Below are 16,272 nucleotides of genomic sequence, written 5' to 3'. Positions count from 1 at the left end.
GGATTGGGGATTCGTAAGAGCGAAGGGCGTTCCTGCAGCATGCATTTGCGCTGCCTTTACGAATCTCCAATCCCGACTCCCCAATCCCGGCTTCACCCTGATATCGCCAACCGCTCCTGTCGGTAGCGGCGCACCGCGGCCAGCCACAGCACCGCGGCCAGGCCGAAGCCGGCGGCCAGGTACACCGCCCAGATCTGCAGGTCGATCGGTTCGCGGCGGATGATCTTCAGCAGCATCTGGTTCTGCGCCAGAAACGGCACCGCGAACTGCCACAGCGTGGTCTTCAGCGGATACACCATCAACGCGTAGCCGGGCAGCATCGGCAGCAGCATCAGCCAGGTCATGTGGCTCTGCGCTTCCTTCATGCTCTTGGCCGTCGCGGCCAGTAGGGTCAGCAGCGAGGTGCCGATGAACAGCATCGGCAGCAGCACGAACAGCATCTGCAGCATCGCCACGAAGCTGACGTTGAGCTGGCGGCCGATGCCGCTGGCGACCTGCGCGCTGAGCTTGAACGCGAGCAGGGTCAGCAGCAGCGAGGCCAGCCCGACCACGCACGCGGCGGCGATCTTGCCGCTGACGATGGCGCCGCGCGAAGCCGGCGTGGCCAGCAGCGGCTCCAGCGATTGCCGCTCGCGCTCGCCGGCGGTGGCGTCGAGGATCAGATAGGCGCCGCCGATGAACGAGGTGATGCTCAGCAGCACCGGCAGCAGCATCGCCAGCAGCACGCCGCGCTTGGCCTCGGCCGTGGCCAGGTCCTGGACGGCCATGTCCAGCGGACGCGCCACCTGCGCATCGACGCCGCGTGCCAACAGCCGCAGCGCGCCGACCTGCTGGCTGTACATGCTCAGCGCCGTCTGCACGCGCGTGGTCGGGATGTCGGCATCGCGGCGGGTGCTGTCCTTGATGATCTCCACCAGCGCCGGCCGCCCCTCGCGCCAGGCGTTGGCGTAGTCCTCGTCGATCTTCAGCGCCAGGTCCACGTCCTGGCTGCGGATCGCCGCGGTCAGGTCCTTGGGCGGCGCGACCGCGTTCAGGCCTTGCGCGGCGAGGAACGCGACCAGGTTCGGCGCGCGCTCGCGGCCGATCACCGGGATGTCCAGCGGCTTGTCGATCTGCGTCCTGACCCGGCTCTCGGCCAGCGCGCCCATGCCCAGGATCAGCGCCGGATACAGCAGCGGGCCCAGCAGCAAGGCCAACGCCAGGGTGCGGCGGTCGCGCGACAGATCACGCAATTCCTTGCGCATCACGGTGAAAACGGTTCGAAACAGGCTCATGCGTGCAGTCCCTCGTCGCTGCCGATCGCCTTGACGAAGGCGTCTTCCAGATTGTCTTCGCCGGTCAGGGCGCGCAGTTCGTCGGCCGTGCCGGCGGCCACCACCGTGCCCTTGGCGACGATGACGATGCGATCGCACAGCGCCGCCACCTCCTGCATGATGTGGCTGGAGAAGATCACGCAACGCCCTTCGGCGCGCAGCCCGCGCAGGAAGCCGCGCATCGCGCGGGTGGTCATCACGTCCAGGCCGTTGGTGGGTTCGTCGAGGATCACGTTGCGCGGATCGTGGACCAGCGCGCGCGCGATCGCGGTCTTGGTGCGCTGGCCCTGGCTGAAGCCCTCGGTCTGGCGATCGAGGATGTCGTCCATGTCCAGCGCCGCCGACAGCAGCCGCGTGCGCTCGGCGATGCGCGCCGCCGACAGCCCGTGCAGTTCGCCGAAGTAGGCGATGTTCTCGCGCGCGGTCAGCCGCTTGTACACGCCGCGCGCGTCGGGCAGCACGCCCAGCGCGCGGCGCACCGCCAGCGGATCGGCGCCCACGTCGATGCCATCCACGCGCACCTGGCCCTGGTCGGGCGTCATCAGCGTGTACAGCATGCGCAAGGTGGTGGTCTTGCCGGCGCCGTTGGGACCGAGCAGGCCGGTGATCTGGCCGTCGGCGGCTTCGAAGCTGACCCCTTGCACCGCCTGCACGGTGCCGGCCTTGGTCTTGAACGCCTTGTGCAGATTGTCGGCGACGATCATGCGCACTCTCCCCTGTGAAACGCTGCGCGGCTCATGGTTCCCATCCGTTGAATGAAGTGAAGGCCGGCACGCCGCTCATCGCGTCCAGGCAGGTGGCGTCGAGCTGCTTGGCATCGGCGTTCTCGAAGAACTGGCTCAGCAGCTTGGGCATGCAACCCAACGTCATGGTGCCGTGGCCCTGACCGCGCACCACCAGGTGGCGGCCGTTGGGCAGGCCCTGCAACACACGCGCGGCATAGCGCGGCGGGGTCACCGGATCCAGCTCGCCGGAGGTCAGCAGCACCGGCAGTTCGGATTTGAACGGTGCGGTGAAACCGGCCGGACGCGTCCCGGTCGGCCATGCCGGACAGGCGGCGAAGAACATCTGCGCCACCTCCGGGCCGAGCAAGGTTTCGCCACCGGCGGCAGGCGGGTGGTAACGGTCGGCATCCTCGGCGCAGATCACCGACCACTGCATGCCGCGGTTCATCTGCCCGTCCAGTTGCTTGCCCATCATCTTCGCCAGCGACATCAGCGGCGCATAGCGCTCGTGCGCGGCCTCGTCCAGCACCAGCGGCAACAACGACGCGGTCTGCGGCGCATACGAGAACGAGAACGCCAGGCTGGTGACGGTGTCGGCGGTCACCCGGTCGTGCTTGCTCTCGCCGCTGGCCGGGTCGCGATAGTCCACGTCCGCCGGCGCCTGCCGCAGCCGTTCCACCACCGTGCGCAGCTGCGCGCGGGTGTCGGTGGGGAAGCGTTTGGCGCAGGCCGGGGTGGCCCGGCACTGCTCCGATTGCAGCTTGATCGCATCCTCGAAGGTGGTGGCGAATTCGCCGCCGACCACCAGGTCGTTCGGCGCCACGCCGTCGATCACCACGCTGCGGGTGTGCGCCGCATAGCGCGCCGCGTACTGCTGGGCGACGCGGGTGCCGTAGGAACCGCCGATCAGGTTGAGCTTGTCCGTGCCGAGCGCGACACGCACGGCATCCAGGTCGGCGATGGCCTGGGTGGTGGTGTAGTAGCGCGGATCGGCGCGGCCCTGCAGCGACTGCGCGCAACGCCGCGCGTAGTCGAGCAACTCGTTGGCGGTGGGCGCGCGCGCAGGATCGGCCAACTGCATTTCCTTGCCGTCCGCGCCCAGGCAGGTCAGCGGATTGGATTGGCCGGTGCCGCGCTGGTCGATCAGGAACACGTCGCGGCGCTTGCGCGTTTCGCGCAAGGCCATGTCGACAATGCTGGCCACCTCGGTCGCCGCCTGGCCCGGGCCGCCGGCGAGGAAGAACACCGGATCCGGATCGCTGCCGCCCTGGCCGGTGACCGGCAACCAGGCGATGTTGAGCTCGATCTTGCGCCCGCCAGGCAGCGCCGGATTCTCCGGCACCGGCATGCGCGTGCATTGCGCTTCGACGTTGTTGGACGCGACCGGACTGGTCAACGTGCAGGGATGGAAGCGCAGCGTGCCGTAGCTGCGCCCCGCATTCTGCGGTGCCGGTCCGTGTCCGCCTTGGCAGGCGGCGAGCAGCAAGGTCGCCGCGACGATCGCGAGCGGTCTGCATGGGTGTCGCATGGTTCGCATCCTTGAGTTCATGGCTTGCAGGATGCCATGCCGGAGCATGGCGTCGTAGGTGACCGATGGCAGGTCGGAAGGACTACTCGGAATCGTCGAACAGGAACACCTGCTCGATACTGTGCGCGAACAGCCGCGCGATACGGAACGCCAGCGGCAGGCTCGGATCGTACTTGCCGGTTTCCAGCGCGTTGATGGTCTGCCGCGACACGCCCAGCCGCTCGCCCAGCTCGCCTTGCGACCAGCCGCGCGCCTCGCGCAGTTCGCGGACGCGGCTGTTCATTGGTAGCGGCGCGCATTCACGCCCTTGGCGATGCCGTAGGTCGCGCACAGCAGCGGGAACACCCACAGCATCGCCGCCGCTGCCGGCACCGCGATCGTGCCCGCCGCCTGCAGGAAACCGGCGGTCATGTAACCGCCGGCGACCAGTCCGGCGGCGATGGCGATCGACTCCAGCTCGATGCGCCGCTGCATCTCGTCGGAGTCGCGCACGAAGCGCGCCACCGCACGGATCACCAGCGCCACCAGCACTGCCGGCAGCAGCGCGATCAATACCCGCGCCCAGTCCGCGTCCACGCTGTCGAGCAAGCGCTTCCAGCACAGCATCACCACGACGTAGATCAGCATCGGCGGACCCAGTTCACGGTAGTAGCGGCGCGCCAGCGCCGGCACCGCGCTGTCGCGCATGCTGCCCGACGACCACCACAGCATCAGCGCCAGCAACACGCCGCCGATGCACACACCGAACCACAGCCCGAGAAAGTAATCGTCGCCGCGCAACCACCGCAGCCATGGCGTGACCGCGAGCAAGGCCACGCTCACGCTCAACACCACGATCGCGCTGCGCTTGCAGCGGGTCACGGCCGGACCCCGACCACAACGCTGGCCGGCCACAGCCGGTACCGATTGAATACCATTACGACGTTCCGCATTACATCCCCCTGTCAAGCACGCTTTACAGGAGGATGCGCGCGCCGGTAGCAGCTGTCAAGCGTCCTTTACAGCCACCGGCAACAGGCGATGCCGTCGGGCAACGCGCTCTGCCGTCGCCGCACGAAGGGCGCCGGCCAGCAGGCCGACGCCCTCGAGAGCCTCGTGGAACCGCAGGTCAGATGGCTTGCCCGCCCGAGACCTCGATCCGCTGCGCGTTGACCCAGCGGTTGTCCGGGCCGAGCAGGCTGGCGACCATCGGGCCGATGTCGTCGGGCACGCCCACGCGCCCCAGGGCGGTCATGTCGGCGAACTGCTTGTTCAGATCGGGCAGGTCGCGCACGGCGCCGCCCAGGAAGTCGGTTTCGATCGCGCCCGGGGCCACGGCGTTCACCGCGATGCCGCGGCCACCGAATTCCTTGGCCATGTAGACCGACAGGATCTCGACCGCGCCCTTGGCGGCGGCGTAGGCCGAGAAGCCCGGCATCGATACACGGGTCAGGCCGGAGGAGAAGTTCACGATGCGGCCGCCATCGGCGATCAGCGGCAGCAGTGCCTGGGTCAGGAAGTACACGCCCTTGACGTGGGTCGCGAACAGCGCGTCGAACTGGGCTTCGGTCGTCTCTGCGAGCATGGCCATCTCGCCATGACCGGCATTGTTGAGCAGGTGGTCGAAGCCGGTGCGGGACCAGGTGCCTGACAGCGCGCTGCGCACAGCGTCGGCGAAGGCGCCGAAGGACGCCACGTCGCTCACGTCCAGCGGCAAGGCCACCGCCTTGCGGCCCATCGCCTCGATTTCGGCGACGACGGCCTTGGCCTGGTCGGCGCCGTTGCGGTAGGTCAGCAGGACATCGCCGCCACGGCGGGCGATGCTGATGGCGGTATTGCGACCGAGGCCGCGGTTGGCACCGGTGATGAGCGAAATCGACGTCATGGGAATCTCCAGCGGGGTGGATGTTGCGGGGTGCAGAGACGATCGGCCGGAACGCCCTCGCACAGTTTCCCGATTCCATCCATTTCTTGCCTATTCATCCAGATTTCGCGCCAGCGGACCTCAAACAGCACTAATTTCCTGCGCTAATTTCGGCGCAGCCCTGCCTTTTCTTCCGGATTTCTTGCCCAATCATCCAATCCGATTGTGCCCATTGCGGCCACGCGCTAGGGTCTGCACATGCCTGCGAATCTGCTGGAAACCGCGCGTCGCTACGCCGATGCGAACGTCGACGAGGCCGGGGTCGCGCATACGCCCTTGCCCGGGCTTGCGATCCTGCGCGAGACCCGGCCGACGCCATTGCACTACGCCATCTGCAGGCCGCTGGTGGCGCTGGTGCTGCAGGGCAGGAAGCAGGTCACGATGGGCAGCAGCAGCTACGACTTCGGTGCCGGCGAGTCCCTGCTGGTCACCGCGGAAGTGCCCACGGTCAGCCAGATCACCCATGCCTCGCTCGCCGCGCCTTACTACGCCTGCGTGGTGGAGCTGGATCCGGCCACGATCGCATCGCTGGTGGCCGAGATGGGCACGGCCCCTTTCGCGATGGGATCGCCGGTACGCGTCGATCCGACCGAGGCGGAAGTCGCCGACACCGCGGACAGGCTCATCCGCCTGCTGGATCGCCCCGCGTCGGTCCACGTGCTGGGGCCGCAATTGCTGCGCGAGCTGCACTACTGGCTGCTGTCGGGGCGGCACGGCGGCGCGATGCGTGCGCTGGGCGTCACCGACAGCCATGCCCGGCGCGTGGGCCGCGCGGTGGCCAGGATCCGCGCGGACTTCGCCAAGCCGTTGCGCGTGGAGCAACTGGCGGACGCGGCGGGAATGAGCCTGTCGACGTTCCATGTGCACTTCCGCGCGATCACCTTGCTGACCCCGCTGCAGTTCCAGAAGCAGCTGCGCCTGATCGAGGCCAGGCGCCTGCTGTTGGCGGAAGGCGCAACGATCGGCTGGGCGGCCTCGGCCGTAGGGTACGAAAGCGTTCCCCAGTTCACGCGCGAATACAGCCGCATGTTCGGCATGCCGCCGGGCAAGGACATGAGGCACACCCGGCAGCGCCTGACCTCGGCCGCGTAGCCGAGGCGCTGGGCCCGTGCCAAGCAAACGATGCAGCGTCCGGCGCGGGCAGGACGCGAGCAGCCAGGCGCTGGCGCATGGCCAGCGGCGACGCGCAGGCGCTACTTGCTGCTGACGTACTTCTCGCGGCGGATATGCTGCACAGGCAGGCCGGCTTCCTTCAGCGCGTCGAAGCAGGCGTCGACCATGTTCGGGTTGCCGCACAGGTAAGCGACATCGCCGTCGGCCTGCGGGGCGAACTCGCCCAGGAACTGCTGCACGTAGCCGTGGCGCACGTCGGCATGCGGCGCCTCCGGCAGCTCGCGCGAGAAGCACGGCACGAAGCGGAAGCCCGGGTGCGCGTCGGCGAAGGCGCGGAACTCGTCGCCGTACAGCAGCTCGGCCGGCGTGCGCGCGCCCAGCAGCAGCACCACTTCCACGCCGCGCTCGGCCATCGCCGCTTCCAGCAGCGGCAACATCGAGCGGTACGGAGTGACGCCGGTGCCGGTGGCGATCAGCAGGTAGCGGCGGTTGCTGTCGCCCTGGTTCAGGCAGAAGCGGCCGTACGGACCGCTGGCGCAGACCTGCCCGCCGATCTCCAGGCCTTCGAACAATGCCGTGGCCGCGCCGCCGGCGACGAAGCTGACCGCGATCTCGACCGTCGCATCGGCCGGCTGCGCCGGGTCGTGGCGGGTGGCCAGCGAATAGCTGCGCTTGGTCGCGGTGCCGTCGGCGTAGTGGAAGTGCACCTGCACGAACTGGCCGGGCACGAACGGCAGCGGTTGGCCGTCGTCGCGGACGAAGCGGTAGTGGCCGACGGCCGGGGCCAGCATGTGGCGGTCGACCAGTTTCAACGGGAATTGGGCAGGCACGCGGATGCAACAGTCTATGGCCGGGGCCGAGCCCACGAGGTCTCCTATAATAGCGGCTGCATTTCTTCAGCGCCGTCTACAGGGCGCGAAAGGGTCCGCCTTGAATATCGCCTCCCCGCTCCCCTCCCCGGTGCCCGCGCTGCGCGTGCGCGAGCTGCGCAAGACCTACGACAACGGCGTGCAGGCGCTGCACGGCGTATCGCTGGACGTGCTGCCCGGCGATTTCTTCGCCCTGCTCGGCCCCAACGGCGCCGGCAAGTCCACCCTGATCGGCATCATCAGCTCGCTGGTCAACCTCAGCGCCGGCCAGGTCGAGGTGTTCGGCACCGACCTGAGCACCCAGCGCAGCGCGGCGATGCGTCTGCTCGGCCTGGTCCCGCAGGAGATCAACTTCAACCTGTTCGAGAAGCCCTTCGACATCCTGGTCAACTACGCCGGCTTCTACGGCATGCCGCGCGCGCAGGCCGAGCGCCAGGCGGAAGTGGAACTCAAGCGCGCGCACCTGTGGGAAAAGGCGCAGGTGATGAGCCGCACCCTGTCCGGCGGCATGAAGCGGCGGCTGATGATCGCCCGCGCGATGATGACCCAGCCGCGCCTGCTGATCCTGGACGAACCCACCGCCGGCGTGGACATCGAGATCCGCCGCGACATGTGGCGCGTGCTGCGCGAGATCAACGCCGCCGGTACCACCATCATCCTGACCACGCACTACCTGGAGGAAGCGGAGAGCCTGTGCCGCAACCTGGCGATCATCGACCGCGGCCGCATCGTCGAACAGGGACCGATGCGCGAACTGCTGGCCAAGCTCGACGTGGAAGGCTTCCTGCTCGACATCGACGGCGAACTGCCGGCGCAGCTGCCGGCGATCGAGGGCACCATCCTGCTCGCACAGGACGCGCACACGCTGGACCTGGACATGCCGCGGGCGATGGACCTCAACCGCGTGTTCGCCGCGCTCGGCGCCGCCGGCATCCGCGTGCGCTCGATGCGCACCAAGAGCAACCGCCTGGAGGAGCTGTTCGTGCGCCTCACCGGCGACAACCGGGACGGCGCAAGCGGCCCGGCCTCGGCGCCAGACTCGCCGAAGCAGCCGCCCGCCGCCGCCTGACCCCTCTTTCGCTGGATGCCAATGAACACCACCGCCAAACCGCAATCCCTCCTCCCCGAGACCACGCCGACCCAGCGCAACTGGGTCGCGCTGGGCACCGTGGTGCGCCGCGAGGTCAAGCGCATCCTGCGCATCTGGGGCCAGACCCTGGTGCCGCCGGCGATCACCATGACCCTGTACTTCCTGATCTTCGGCGGGCTGATCGGCTCGCGCGTGGGCGACATGGGCGGCTACAGCTACATGCAGTTCATCGTTCCCGGCCTGGTGATGATGAGCGTGATCCAGAACAGCTACGGCAACATCAGCTCCAGCTTCTTCGGCGCCAAGTTCGGCCGACACGTCGAGGAACTGCTGGTCAGCCCGATGCCGAACTGGGTGATCCTGTGGGGCTACGTGGCCGGCGCGGTGCTGCGCGGGCTGATGGTCGGCGTGCTGGTGCTGATCATCGCCATGTTCTTCACCCCGGTGCGCATCCCGCATCCGCTGGTGACCCTGACCACGGTGCTGCTGGGCGCCACGATCTTCTCGCTGGCCGGCTTCATCAACGCCGTGTACGCGAAGAAGTTCGACGACGTGGCGATCGTGCCGACCTTCATCCTGACCCCGCTGACCTACCTGGGCGGCGTGTTCTATTCGGTGAAGCTGCTGCCCGGCTGGGCCGAGGCCGCCACCCATGCCAACCCGATCTTCTACATGGTCAACGCCTTCCGCTACGGCCTGCTCGGCAGCAGCGACGTGCCGGTGTGGGTGGCCTACGCGCTGATGCTGGGCTTCGTCGCGGTGCTCAGCGCGCTGGCGCTGTGGCTGCTCAAGCGTGGAGTGGGATTGCGCAGTTGAGCGCGCGCCGCGCCATCGGGCCGCTGTCATTGTGGCTGATGTGCAGCGCCGCCGCGGTGCCGGCTACCGCGCCCGCCGCCGGCCAGGATCCGGCCGCGCCGAGCGCCGAGACGCTGTACCGGCTGGGCGAGGCCGACGGCACGCAGCTGGCCCAGGCCCGTTACTGCGACCTGCCGCCGGCCGAGATGTCCCGCCTTGCCGACGCGCTGCAGCAGGCCGCGCGCGAGCGCGCGCTGGCCGCGAACGTGGCCTTCGATGCGGCCGCGCACGACGCTGCGATGCGCGCCGGCTTCGACGATTTCCGCAAGCTGATGGCCGCCGTCGAGGCGCAAGGCAGCGCCCAGAACCTGGCGCAACGCCAGGCGCACTACCGCGAGCAGTGCGCCGAGGTACGCGCCGGGATCGAGACCCTGATCGGCCCGCTGACCAAGCAGGACACCAAGGGCTAGCGCGACCCTGCCGGCGGATTCCATATCGCCAGAGGGCACCGCCGGATGCGCATCCCGATCCTCGGCGCCGTCGCGACCAGGGAGCATTCGTCGGTGAAGCTGCTGCCCGGCTGGGCCGAGGCCGCCACCCACGCCAACCCGATCTTCTACATGGTCAATGCCTTCCGCTATGGCCTGCTCGGCAGCGGCGACATGTCGCTATGAGTGACCTACGCGCTGATGCTGGGCTTCCTCGCGGTGCTCAGCGCGCTGGCGTTGTGGCTGCTGCGGCGTGGCGTGAGTGGGGTTGCGTAGCTAATTGCATGCTGCCCTGGCGCGCCCAGCTTGCGCGAGTCGGGCTGCAAGAACCGATACCAAGCATCGCAGCGGCACGTCGGCCGGGCGTTGAAACCGGGTTATGCCCAGGACAAGGACATCGTCGACGCCGGCAATACCTTCGGCGTCTGCGAAGCTATGCAGCCCGTAGATCGATGCCTTGGTAGTCGCCGCCACGCCGTCCGGCACTTGGCGGTCGATGGCGGTCAGCCCACGCAGCGAAGCCCTGGTGCCCTGCCTGCGCAGATTCTGTCGCCGGCCATTCTCGACACGCTCGCGATCCTCGCCGAACCCGTAGAGGTGAAAGCAATGGGACCAGCGTCAGTCATCGCAGGCTCTCGCCATACCGTCGTCTCCACCACTTGGCGACGCGTCTTGCGCATCCCTATTCCGGCGTTCGACTCCACCAGTGCGCCGGGGAACAATAAAGGAATCCCCTATTCATCTAGGTATTCCAAGAGCATGGCTGCGCCGAGTCAAGAATTCGCCGCGCACCGCCTTGGCTGAGCTGGCATTCCGAAATCAGCACAGAGTGAATCGATTCATGGAACGTTGCGCCTGAAGTTTGACTCAATTACGGGATAAACATTCCATTTTTAGCCAAGGCATTAACGGTAGTTTTCTTGAACCGGCAATATTTTGACTATAAAGTGGCCACGTCCGAGATACATTTGCCATCAGATGTCAAATGCGGGCCAAGGATAAGTTTCATATCTGCGCATGTTTTCACTTATGCAACCCACACGCCTACACGCAACCGCGCGGACGTAAGTGTGCTGCCGGTCCAGTGGGCGCCAGAGCCAAGGAGAGGATTCAATGAAGAACCAACGCAGGCACATTCGTTTCGGCCGCAAGCAGCTCGGCCAGGGCATGACCGAGTACATCATCATCGTGGCCCTGATCGCGATCGCCGCCATCGGCGTGTTTACCTTCTTCGGCGGCACCGTCCGCAGCCAGGTCGCCGGCATGGCGCAGGAGCTGTCGGGCAAGCAGGACGCTAGCCAGATGATCAACCGCGCCGGTACCAACGCCGGCAAGGCGCAGAGCCAGGCCGACAAGGACAAGGGCATGGCCGCGTACAACGGCAACAAGTAAGGCCTTCGCCACCATCTGCCCAGCAGGGCAGATGGTGGCCTGTGGTTGTCACCGCCGTGGGCACGCCTCGGCGTTTTTCTGATCAGCACCTTTATAAATGGACCCAGCCGAGCTGAACGCATCCATGGCGTTCTTAGCGAAGCGTTTTTCCGGAAGGACACCAGATGGGGATCATCGCAGCCGCCGATCCGTCTACAAGGAATGTCGCGCCACGGCTGGGACGCGTCCGCCCCGACATGTCGGGGCAGTCGATGCCCATGGTGCTGGCGTTCCTGATGGTGCTGTGCGTTGGCCTGTTGGCGACCTTCAACACCGGACAGGTCGTCGGCAAGAAAGTGGAAATCACCAATGCCGCCGATGCCGCGGCTTACAGCATCGCGGTCGAGCAGGCGCGTGCGCGCAACTTCGCCGCTTACTTGAACCGCGGACGCGTCGCCAACGAAGTGGCGATCGCACAAACGGTTAGCCTGAATTCGTGGCTGACGATGGTGCACTCCACCTCCGTGCATTTCGGGGAATTCACCAAGGTCGCCGAGACCTTGTTGTTCTGGGTGCCTGGCCTGGGTGAAGTGCTGATCGCGCTCGATCGCGCCATGACCGCGATCAACAAGGCGCTCAAGGTCTTTCGGCAAGGTTTCATGCAGGTGGCGAACGGCGAAATCCGAGTGCTGGACCAGGTGCTGGACCACCCCTATGCGCTTGCGGCGGATGCCGCGGTCGGGACGCTCGCATCGGAAGCCAACGTCTTCCTCCTTGCCAACAAGGTGGTCAAGGACAACGCGCCAGATGCGGAACTGACCCTGGTCGGCAAAGGCGTGTTGGCCAAGAACGTGGTCTCGGCGGGCAACCAGTTGGAACGCTACAGCCCCGGCCAGCGCAAAGGCCTGACCAGCACCAACCCGGGCGGCGAACGCTACCGCAACGTGGTGATGGCATCGCGCGACACGTTTACGCGCGCGCGCGACGGCACCGCATTCGGGGTGTTCAACAACAACGGCGGCACGGACATGGTCGAATACGATCGCTGGTCGGCCGTGGATGCGTTCCAATTCAAGCTTCCTCTTCCCTGGCCGCTCGACGACGTCAAGATTCCGCTGGGCTGGGGCGGCACCCAAGCCGTCGATGGCCGCAAGCCGAATTTCTTCGGGGGAATGAGCAATGGGCGTGGATGGAAATCGCCCTACGACAACAGGACCTACAAGGCCTACAACGGCACCAAGCGCAGCGATATCGCCGGCCGGTTCATCGAAGGCGACCCTGCCGTGATCGAAGATTTCAAGCGCGACAAAGCATTTTTCAATGGCTATCGCTACGGTATCAGCCCGCAGTATCACGACGTCAAGAGCACCTATTCGCAAACTCCCGACGGCGCCAATGCCGGGCCGATCTATACGGTCGAGGTGGGCACCAAGATCGAAAAGGCGCGCACCAGTTCCACGCTCAAGATCGGGCGTGGCCGCATGGAACTGAAGGACGAGGCGCGCGGAAACCAGTTGCGGGCGATGGCCAGCGCGCAGGTCTATTTCAACCGCCCCCATGAGCTCGCCGCCTTCCGGCGTTCGGTCTGGGGCAAGGGCGACGGAAAATTCGAAAAAGGCAGTTTGTTCAGTCCGTATTGGCAGGCCCGCCTGGTGCAGACACCAGCGGCGGACCGTACTCTTTTGGTGGCCGCTCCATGATGTTCTTCGAAAAAAGATCCCGCGCCCTCGCCGCAGGCTGCGTGGCCTTGCTTGCCTTCACCGGCGGCTGCCATTCGCGCGATGCAGCCGAAGGCGGCTTGGAGGCCTCGGCTTCCGATGGCGGTGCCAAATCGCTGCCCGCGCTGCATGTCGTTCTGGCATGGGAATCGCGCGTGGGCGGCGAGAACATGGAGCGCAAGAACTATCGCGCCAAGCTGGATGCCTGCAGCGGCTCCGGCATGCCGACGCGCGCGCTCTCGCCGCAGGAAGAAGCCAAGCTGGGCACCGGCGAAGTCGAAATCATGATCGACGCGCGACGCCAGTTCGCGCACCAGGTCAGCTGGACGCTCGGCGCCGATGGCGAAGACGGGCGAAGCGCATGCCTGGCCAAGCTCGAGCAACACGAAGACCACGACGCGATCGAAGACGCGACCGGCATGTACGAGGCGATCGACAGCGGCGCACGTACCCAGGAGCGCCAGGACGTACAGGGCACCGGCTGGAAGCTCATGGGCGACGGCCAGATCAAAGGCCAGCCTTGCACGCGGTGGCAGAACGGGCAGCAGGAAGTGTGCATGTGGTCCGGCGGCATGAAGTGGGGATTCGCCGAGGCGCCGGCCGACGCGGCGGGCTGCACGGTGGACAGCGCGGGCAACTACCTGAATTCCATCCCGCTGGAAGCCAAGCCGCTGCAAGGCGGGAATGGCTGCCTGCTGCAGGTCAAGTCGTTCAGCCTCGGCAAGGGACTGCTTCCCGAGGACCCCGCCGGCGAGGTAGCAGGCAAGGAGCAGGCAGGATGAAAACGATGTCCATTGCGTCGCCACGCCGCATGCGCGGGCAAGGCATGGTGGAACTGGCCGTTTGCGCCGCTGTGCTGGTCCCGCTCTTTCTGCTGATCCCGGTCGTGGCCAAGCTCGGGCACGGCAAGCAGATGGCGATGCAGGCCGCACGCAATGCGGCCTGGGAAGCCACGGTAGCCAACAACTACCAGCCGCCGACCCGAGGCGCACTGCAGAGCAAAGCGCTCGACCGCAACTTCGCCGATGCCGATGCGCCGATCAGGTCGGCGACGTCCGGCAGCAGCAGCGGTGCGTTCGGCGACCAGATGCTGAATACGTTTTCGAACAAGAAGTTGCTGGAAAAGAACGACCTGTCGGTCACGCGGACCGCCAACGCCAATTCACCCGGCTACGTCGACGAAGCCGCGACGCTGTTGCCGAAGAACTATTTCGACAACGCCTTCCCGCCCAATCGGAAAGGTTACGTCACCGCGGAAGTGTCGCTGAACTACCGCGACCTGAAGACCGCTGATGGCCGGCCGGCGCACTTCCTGGAGCCGCTGGACAACCTCAACCTGGTCGACAAGCGCCACCAGACCCTGCTGGCGGATGCATGGAACGCGTCCGGCCCACGCAGCGGACCGCGCAGTGTGGTCAGCACCGTGAAGCCCTTGGCGCCACTGTCGTATTTCGAAGGACTGGATGGCATCTTCGACACCCTGAAGGTGCTGGAGCCGATCATGCCGATGGTCGGATCGCTCGGCGACCTGGAAATCGGCACGATCGAGCCGGATGTCGTCCCCGCGGACAAGCTGGCCAATTACCCGGCCAAGCAATGAGCGGGCGACCTTCCAGCCGCCTGCTCGCGCAGATGGTGGGCCCGGTCCTGTTCGGGCTCGCCACACAGCATGCACGCGCGGCGGATTGGCCGGATGTGCCTGTGCCCGAACAGGCCTCGGGCGAGATCGTGTCCGACCACATGATCTACAACGGTATTTCGATGCGCGCCAGCCGCTTCACCGTGGCCGCGCCGCCAGGCCAGGTGGAACAGTTCTATCGACAGGAATGGGGCAAGGGCGTGGTGGCCACTCCCGTGGGCAACAAGACCGTGCTCGGCCACATGGAGGCAGGCGGCTACTACGTTACCGTCGAACTGAGCGGAGATGCCACCAGCACACGCGGCCAGATCGGCGTCATGCAGCTCCCGAAGAACGACCTGCCGGCGGACGGCGTCGGCAAGGGCTTCGGACGGCTGCCGGATACGCAGGTCGCCGAAGACATCGTCTACATGGACACGCCGCGCCATGTCAGAACCCTGAGCATGCTCAACCGCTATACGCCGCTGCAGAATCAGCAGTACTACACGCGCCATTTCGCAGCGCAAGGCTACGTGCGGGACAGCTCCTCGTCCGCCTGCGCGGCGACGAGCCCGCATTGCGTCGGCCGCTTCATCCGCCAGGAAGAACGCGTCACGGTGACCTCCAGCCGCGGCAAGACCGGTACCGTGGTCGTGGCGGTGGTCGAATGATCCGCTCCGGCATCCCCTGCAAGCGCACCCAACGCGGTCAATCCACGATCGAGTACACCGTGGTGGTGATGGCGCTGGTGATCGTGCTGATCGCCAATCCGAATGTGATCACCGACGTGGTCACCGCCCTGAAAGACCTCTATGCCGCCTTTGTCTACGCCATCTCGGCGTCCGACATCCTGGTGGGTTGACCTCCATTCCCTCGCCACGGCCTGCCTCGACGGCAACTCTTCATGCAGAAACCAAAACTCAGCAAGAACATCCTGTTCATCATCATCGCCGTGGTGATGGCGGCCTTCGCCGCCTTCATCGCGGTGAGCTACATCCGCACCACCGTCGCCGAGCGCACCCAGGACACGCGGCCGATGGTCGAGGTGGCCGTGCCGGTGAACGACCTGCCGCAGGGCGCGATCCTGCAAGGCAGCGATCTGGCATCGCGGCCGATCCCGGCCGAATTCGCGCCTGCGGATGCGGTCACGCCGGACAACCACGGCCAGTACGAAGGCCGGATGCTGCGTGCTCCGGCCCGTGGCGGCGCGCCACTGAGCGCCAGTGCGTTGGTGCCCTTGTACGAACAGTTTTCCCGGCTGATTCCCAAGGGCAAGGTCGCCTACACGATGAGCGTGGACGAGAACAACTCGATCTCCGGCATGATCGCCCCGGGCGACCTCATCGATATCTTCTTCGTGAAGGATGCCTCCACCAGCGGCGCGCCCGGTTCGGGCAGCGGCGCCCAGGTGTTTCCGCTGCTGCAGAAGGTCAAGGTCCTGGCGGCCGGCAGCCGGATCGGCGATGCGCCCACGCCAAAGGAGGGAGAGGAGTCGAACGAATCGGCGGGATTCTCCAGCGTCACCCTGGAGCTCGACCAGTACCAGGCCAAGCAGTTGGCCATGGCCTCGAAGGTGGGCGCGGTCCGTGTGCTGCTGCGCGAACTTCAGGACACCTCGCCCGGCGCGGCGACAGGCATGAGCGAGAGTCAATTACTGCGATCGCTGGGATCGGGCGATCCGGAAAGCACCGGCACCGGAAGCAGCCGCGTTGAGTTCATCATTGGCGGAAAGGGTTGAGCA

General features: G+C 66.5%; 19 protein-coding genes and 1 pseudogene. 13 read left to right on the top strand and 7 right to left on the bottom strand.

The window, feature by feature from the left end:
• Nucleotides 1–92: 92 nt before the first annotated feature.
• The 6 genes from HEP73_RS01805 to HEP73_RS01780 form a co-directional block, all read right to left on the bottom strand.
• A complete protein-coding gene (locus HEP73_RS01805) occupies nt 93–1,274 on the bottom strand; it encodes an ABC transporter permease (protein ID WP_185814933.1) in 1,182 nt (393 codons plus the stop codon).
• A complete protein-coding gene (locus HEP73_RS01800) occupies nt 1,271–2,017 on the bottom strand; it encodes an ABC transporter ATP-binding protein (RefSeq protein ID WP_142742927.1) in 747 nt (248 codons plus the stop codon). Before HEP73_RS01800 ends, HEP73_RS01805 begins: the two co-directional genes overlap by 4 nt.
• 31 nt (nt 2,018–2,048) lie before the next feature.
• Nucleotides 2,049–3,566 (bottom strand): alpha/beta hydrolase, encoded by a 1,518-nt coding sequence (locus HEP73_RS01795; protein ID WP_185821887.1) that lies wholly within the window; start codon nt 3,564–3,566, stop codon nt 2,049–2,051.
• Nucleotides 3,567–3,648: 82 nt separating this feature from the next.
• Nucleotides 3,649–3,849, bottom strand: a complete 201-nt coding sequence (locus tag HEP73_RS01790; RefSeq protein WP_053840574.1) for a helix-turn-helix transcriptional regulator — start codon at nt 3,847–3,849, stop codon at nt 3,649–3,651.
• Complete coding sequence (locus tag HEP73_RS01785) at nt 3,846–4,427, bottom strand: hypothetical protein (protein ID WP_185821886.1); 582 nt, start codon at nt 4,425–4,427, stop codon at nt 3,846–3,848. Before HEP73_RS01785 ends, HEP73_RS01790 begins: the two co-directional genes overlap by 4 nt.
• A gap of 247 nt (nt 4,428–4,674) precedes the next feature.
• A complete protein-coding gene (locus tag HEP73_RS01780; protein WP_185821885.1) occupies nt 4,675–5,430 on the bottom strand; it encodes an SDR family NAD(P)-dependent oxidoreductase in 756 nt (251 codons plus the stop codon).
• Between the two features lie 237 nt (nt 5,431–5,667).
• Between HEP73_RS01780 and HEP73_RS01775 the strand changes: the two genes are divergently transcribed.
• Nucleotides 5,668–6,561: an AraC family transcriptional regulator gene (locus HEP73_RS01775; protein ID WP_185821884.1), complete on the top strand. Its 894-nt coding sequence runs from the start codon at nt 5,668–5,670 to the stop codon at nt 6,559–6,561.
• Between the two features lie 101 nt (nt 6,562–6,662).
• Here the strand turns inward: HEP73_RS01775 and HEP73_RS01770 are convergent, their stop codons facing one another.
• Nucleotides 6,663–7,373: an FAD-binding oxidoreductase gene (locus HEP73_RS01770; protein ID WP_255423752.1), complete on the bottom strand. Its 711-nt coding sequence runs from the start codon at nt 7,371–7,373 to the stop codon at nt 6,663–6,665.
• Nucleotides 7,374–7,512: 139 nt separating this feature from the next.
• Between HEP73_RS01770 and HEP73_RS01765 the strand changes: the two genes are divergently transcribed.
• The 12 genes and pseudogenes from HEP73_RS01765 (at nt 7,513) to cpaB (ending at nt 16,269) form a co-directional block, all read left to right on the top strand.
• Entirely contained in the window at nt 7,513–8,520 is a 1,008-nt protein-coding gene (locus HEP73_RS01765; RefSeq protein ID WP_458309643.1) for an ABC transporter ATP-binding protein, read from the top strand.
• A 21-nt stretch (nt 8,521–8,541) separates the two neighbouring features.
• The gene (locus HEP73_RS01760) at nt 8,542–9,357 is read left to right on the top strand and encodes an ABC transporter permease (RefSeq protein ID WP_185814925.1); all 816 of its coding nucleotides are present in this window, start codon (nt 8,542–8,544) and stop codon (nt 9,355–9,357) included.
• Nucleotides 9,354–9,806 (top strand): hypothetical protein, encoded by a 453-nt coding sequence (locus tag HEP73_RS01755; protein WP_185821882.1) that lies wholly within the window; start codon nt 9,354–9,356, stop codon nt 9,804–9,806. Before HEP73_RS01760 ends, HEP73_RS01755 begins: the two co-directional genes overlap by 4 nt.
• Before the next feature lie 90 nt (nt 9,807–9,896).
• Nucleotides 9,897–10,100: pseudogene (locus tag HEP73_RS01750) on the top strand (ABC transporter permease); the annotation flags it as partial.
• Nucleotides 10,101–10,130: 30 nt separating this feature from the next.
• On the top strand, nt 10,131–10,628 hold the full coding sequence (locus tag HEP73_RS01745; protein ID WP_185821881.1) for a hypothetical protein: 498 nt from the start codon (nt 10,131–10,133) through the stop codon (nt 10,626–10,628).
• A gap of 309 nt (nt 10,629–10,937) precedes the next feature.
• Complete coding sequence (locus HEP73_RS01740) at nt 10,938–11,216, top strand: pilus assembly protein (RefSeq protein ID WP_184413945.1); 279 nt, start codon at nt 10,938–10,940, stop codon at nt 11,214–11,216.
• 164 nt (nt 11,217–11,380) lie between these two features.
• Entirely contained in the window at nt 11,381–12,895 is a 1,515-nt protein-coding gene (locus tag HEP73_RS01735; RefSeq protein ID WP_185821880.1) for a pilus assembly protein TadG-related protein, read from the top strand.
• The gene (locus HEP73_RS01730; RefSeq protein WP_255423633.1) at nt 12,832–13,695 is read left to right on the top strand and encodes a hypothetical protein; all 864 of its coding nucleotides are present in this window, start codon (nt 12,832–12,834) and stop codon (nt 13,693–13,695) included. The genes HEP73_RS01735 and HEP73_RS01730 overlap by 64 nt, the downstream gene beginning before the upstream one ends.
• A gap of 5 nt (nt 13,696–13,700) precedes the next feature.
• Entirely contained in the window at nt 13,701–14,513 is an 813-nt protein-coding gene (locus HEP73_RS01725; protein WP_255423632.1) for a TadE family protein, read from the top strand.
• Nucleotides 14,510–15,202 (top strand): hypothetical protein, encoded by a 693-nt coding sequence (locus HEP73_RS01720; protein WP_185814922.1) that lies wholly within the window; start codon nt 14,510–14,512, stop codon nt 15,200–15,202. Before HEP73_RS01725 ends, HEP73_RS01720 begins: the two co-directional genes overlap by 4 nt.
• Complete coding sequence (locus HEP73_RS01715; protein WP_185821879.1) at nt 15,199–15,393, top strand: hypothetical protein; 195 nt, start codon at nt 15,199–15,201, stop codon at nt 15,391–15,393. Before HEP73_RS01720 ends, HEP73_RS01715 begins: the two co-directional genes overlap by 4 nt.
• A 42-nt stretch (nt 15,394–15,435) precedes the next feature.
• Nucleotides 15,436–16,269: a Flp pilus assembly protein CpaB gene (gene cpaB / locus HEP73_RS01710; protein ID WP_185814920.1), complete on the top strand. Its 834-nt coding sequence runs from the start codon at nt 15,436–15,438 to the stop codon at nt 16,267–16,269.
• Nucleotides 16,270–16,272 lie beyond the last annotated feature (3 nt).

This window comes from Xanthomonas sp. GW (genome assembly GCF_014236815.1).
Lineage (GTDB): Bacteria > Pseudomonadota > Gammaproteobacteria > Xanthomonadales > Xanthomonadaceae > Xanthomonas_A.
This window is presented reverse-complemented; position numbering and strand designations above follow the sequence as displayed.

Coding starts and splice junctions, on each gene's coding strand:
- HEP73_RS01805 (WP_185814933.1), bottom strand. CDS start 1,274: ATGAGCCTGTTTCGAACCGTTTTCACCGTGATGCGCAAGGAATTGCGT.
- HEP73_RS01800 (WP_142742927.1), bottom strand. CDS start 2,017: ATGATCGTCGCCGACAATCTGCACAAGGCGTTCAAGACCAAGGCCGGC.
- HEP73_RS01795 (WP_185821887.1), bottom strand. CDS start 3,566: ATGCGACACCCATGCAGACCGCTCGCGATCGTCGCGGCGACCTTGCTG.
- HEP73_RS01790 (WP_053840574.1), bottom strand. CDS start 3,849: ATGAACAGCCGCGTCCGCGAACTGCGCGAGGCGCGCGGCTGGTCGCAA.
- HEP73_RS01780 (WP_185821885.1), bottom strand. CDS start 5,430: ATGACGTCGATTTCGCTCATCACCGGTGCCAACCGCGGCCTCGGTCGC.
- HEP73_RS01775 (WP_185821884.1), top strand. CDS start 5,668: ATGCCTGCGAATCTGCTGGAAACCGCGCGTCGCTACGCCGATGCGAAC.
- HEP73_RS01770 (WP_255423752.1), bottom strand. CDS start 7,373: ATGCTGGCCCCGGCCGTCGGCCACTACCGCTTCGTCCGCGACGACGGC.
- HEP73_RS01760 (WP_185814925.1), top strand. CDS start 8,542: ATGAACACCACCGCCAAACCGCAATCCCTCCTCCCCGAGACCACGCCG.
- HEP73_RS01740 (WP_184413945.1), top strand. CDS start 10,938: ATGAAGAACCAACGCAGGCACATTCGTTTCGGCCGCAAGCAGCTCGGC.
- HEP73_RS01735 (WP_185821880.1), top strand. CDS start 11,381: ATGGGGATCATCGCAGCCGCCGATCCGTCTACAAGGAATGTCGCGCCA.
- HEP73_RS01725 (WP_255423632.1), top strand. CDS start 13,701: ATGTCCATTGCGTCGCCACGCCGCATGCGCGGGCAAGGCATGGTGGAA.
- HEP73_RS01720 (WP_185814922.1), top strand. CDS start 14,510: ATGAGCGGGCGACCTTCCAGCCGCCTGCTCGCGCAGATGGTGGGCCCG.
- HEP73_RS01715 (WP_185821879.1), top strand. CDS start 15,199: ATGATCCGCTCCGGCATCCCCTGCAAGCGCACCCAACGCGGTCAATCC.
- cpaB (WP_185814920.1), top strand. CDS start 15,436: ATGCAGAAACCAAAACTCAGCAAGAACATCCTGTTCATCATCATCGCC.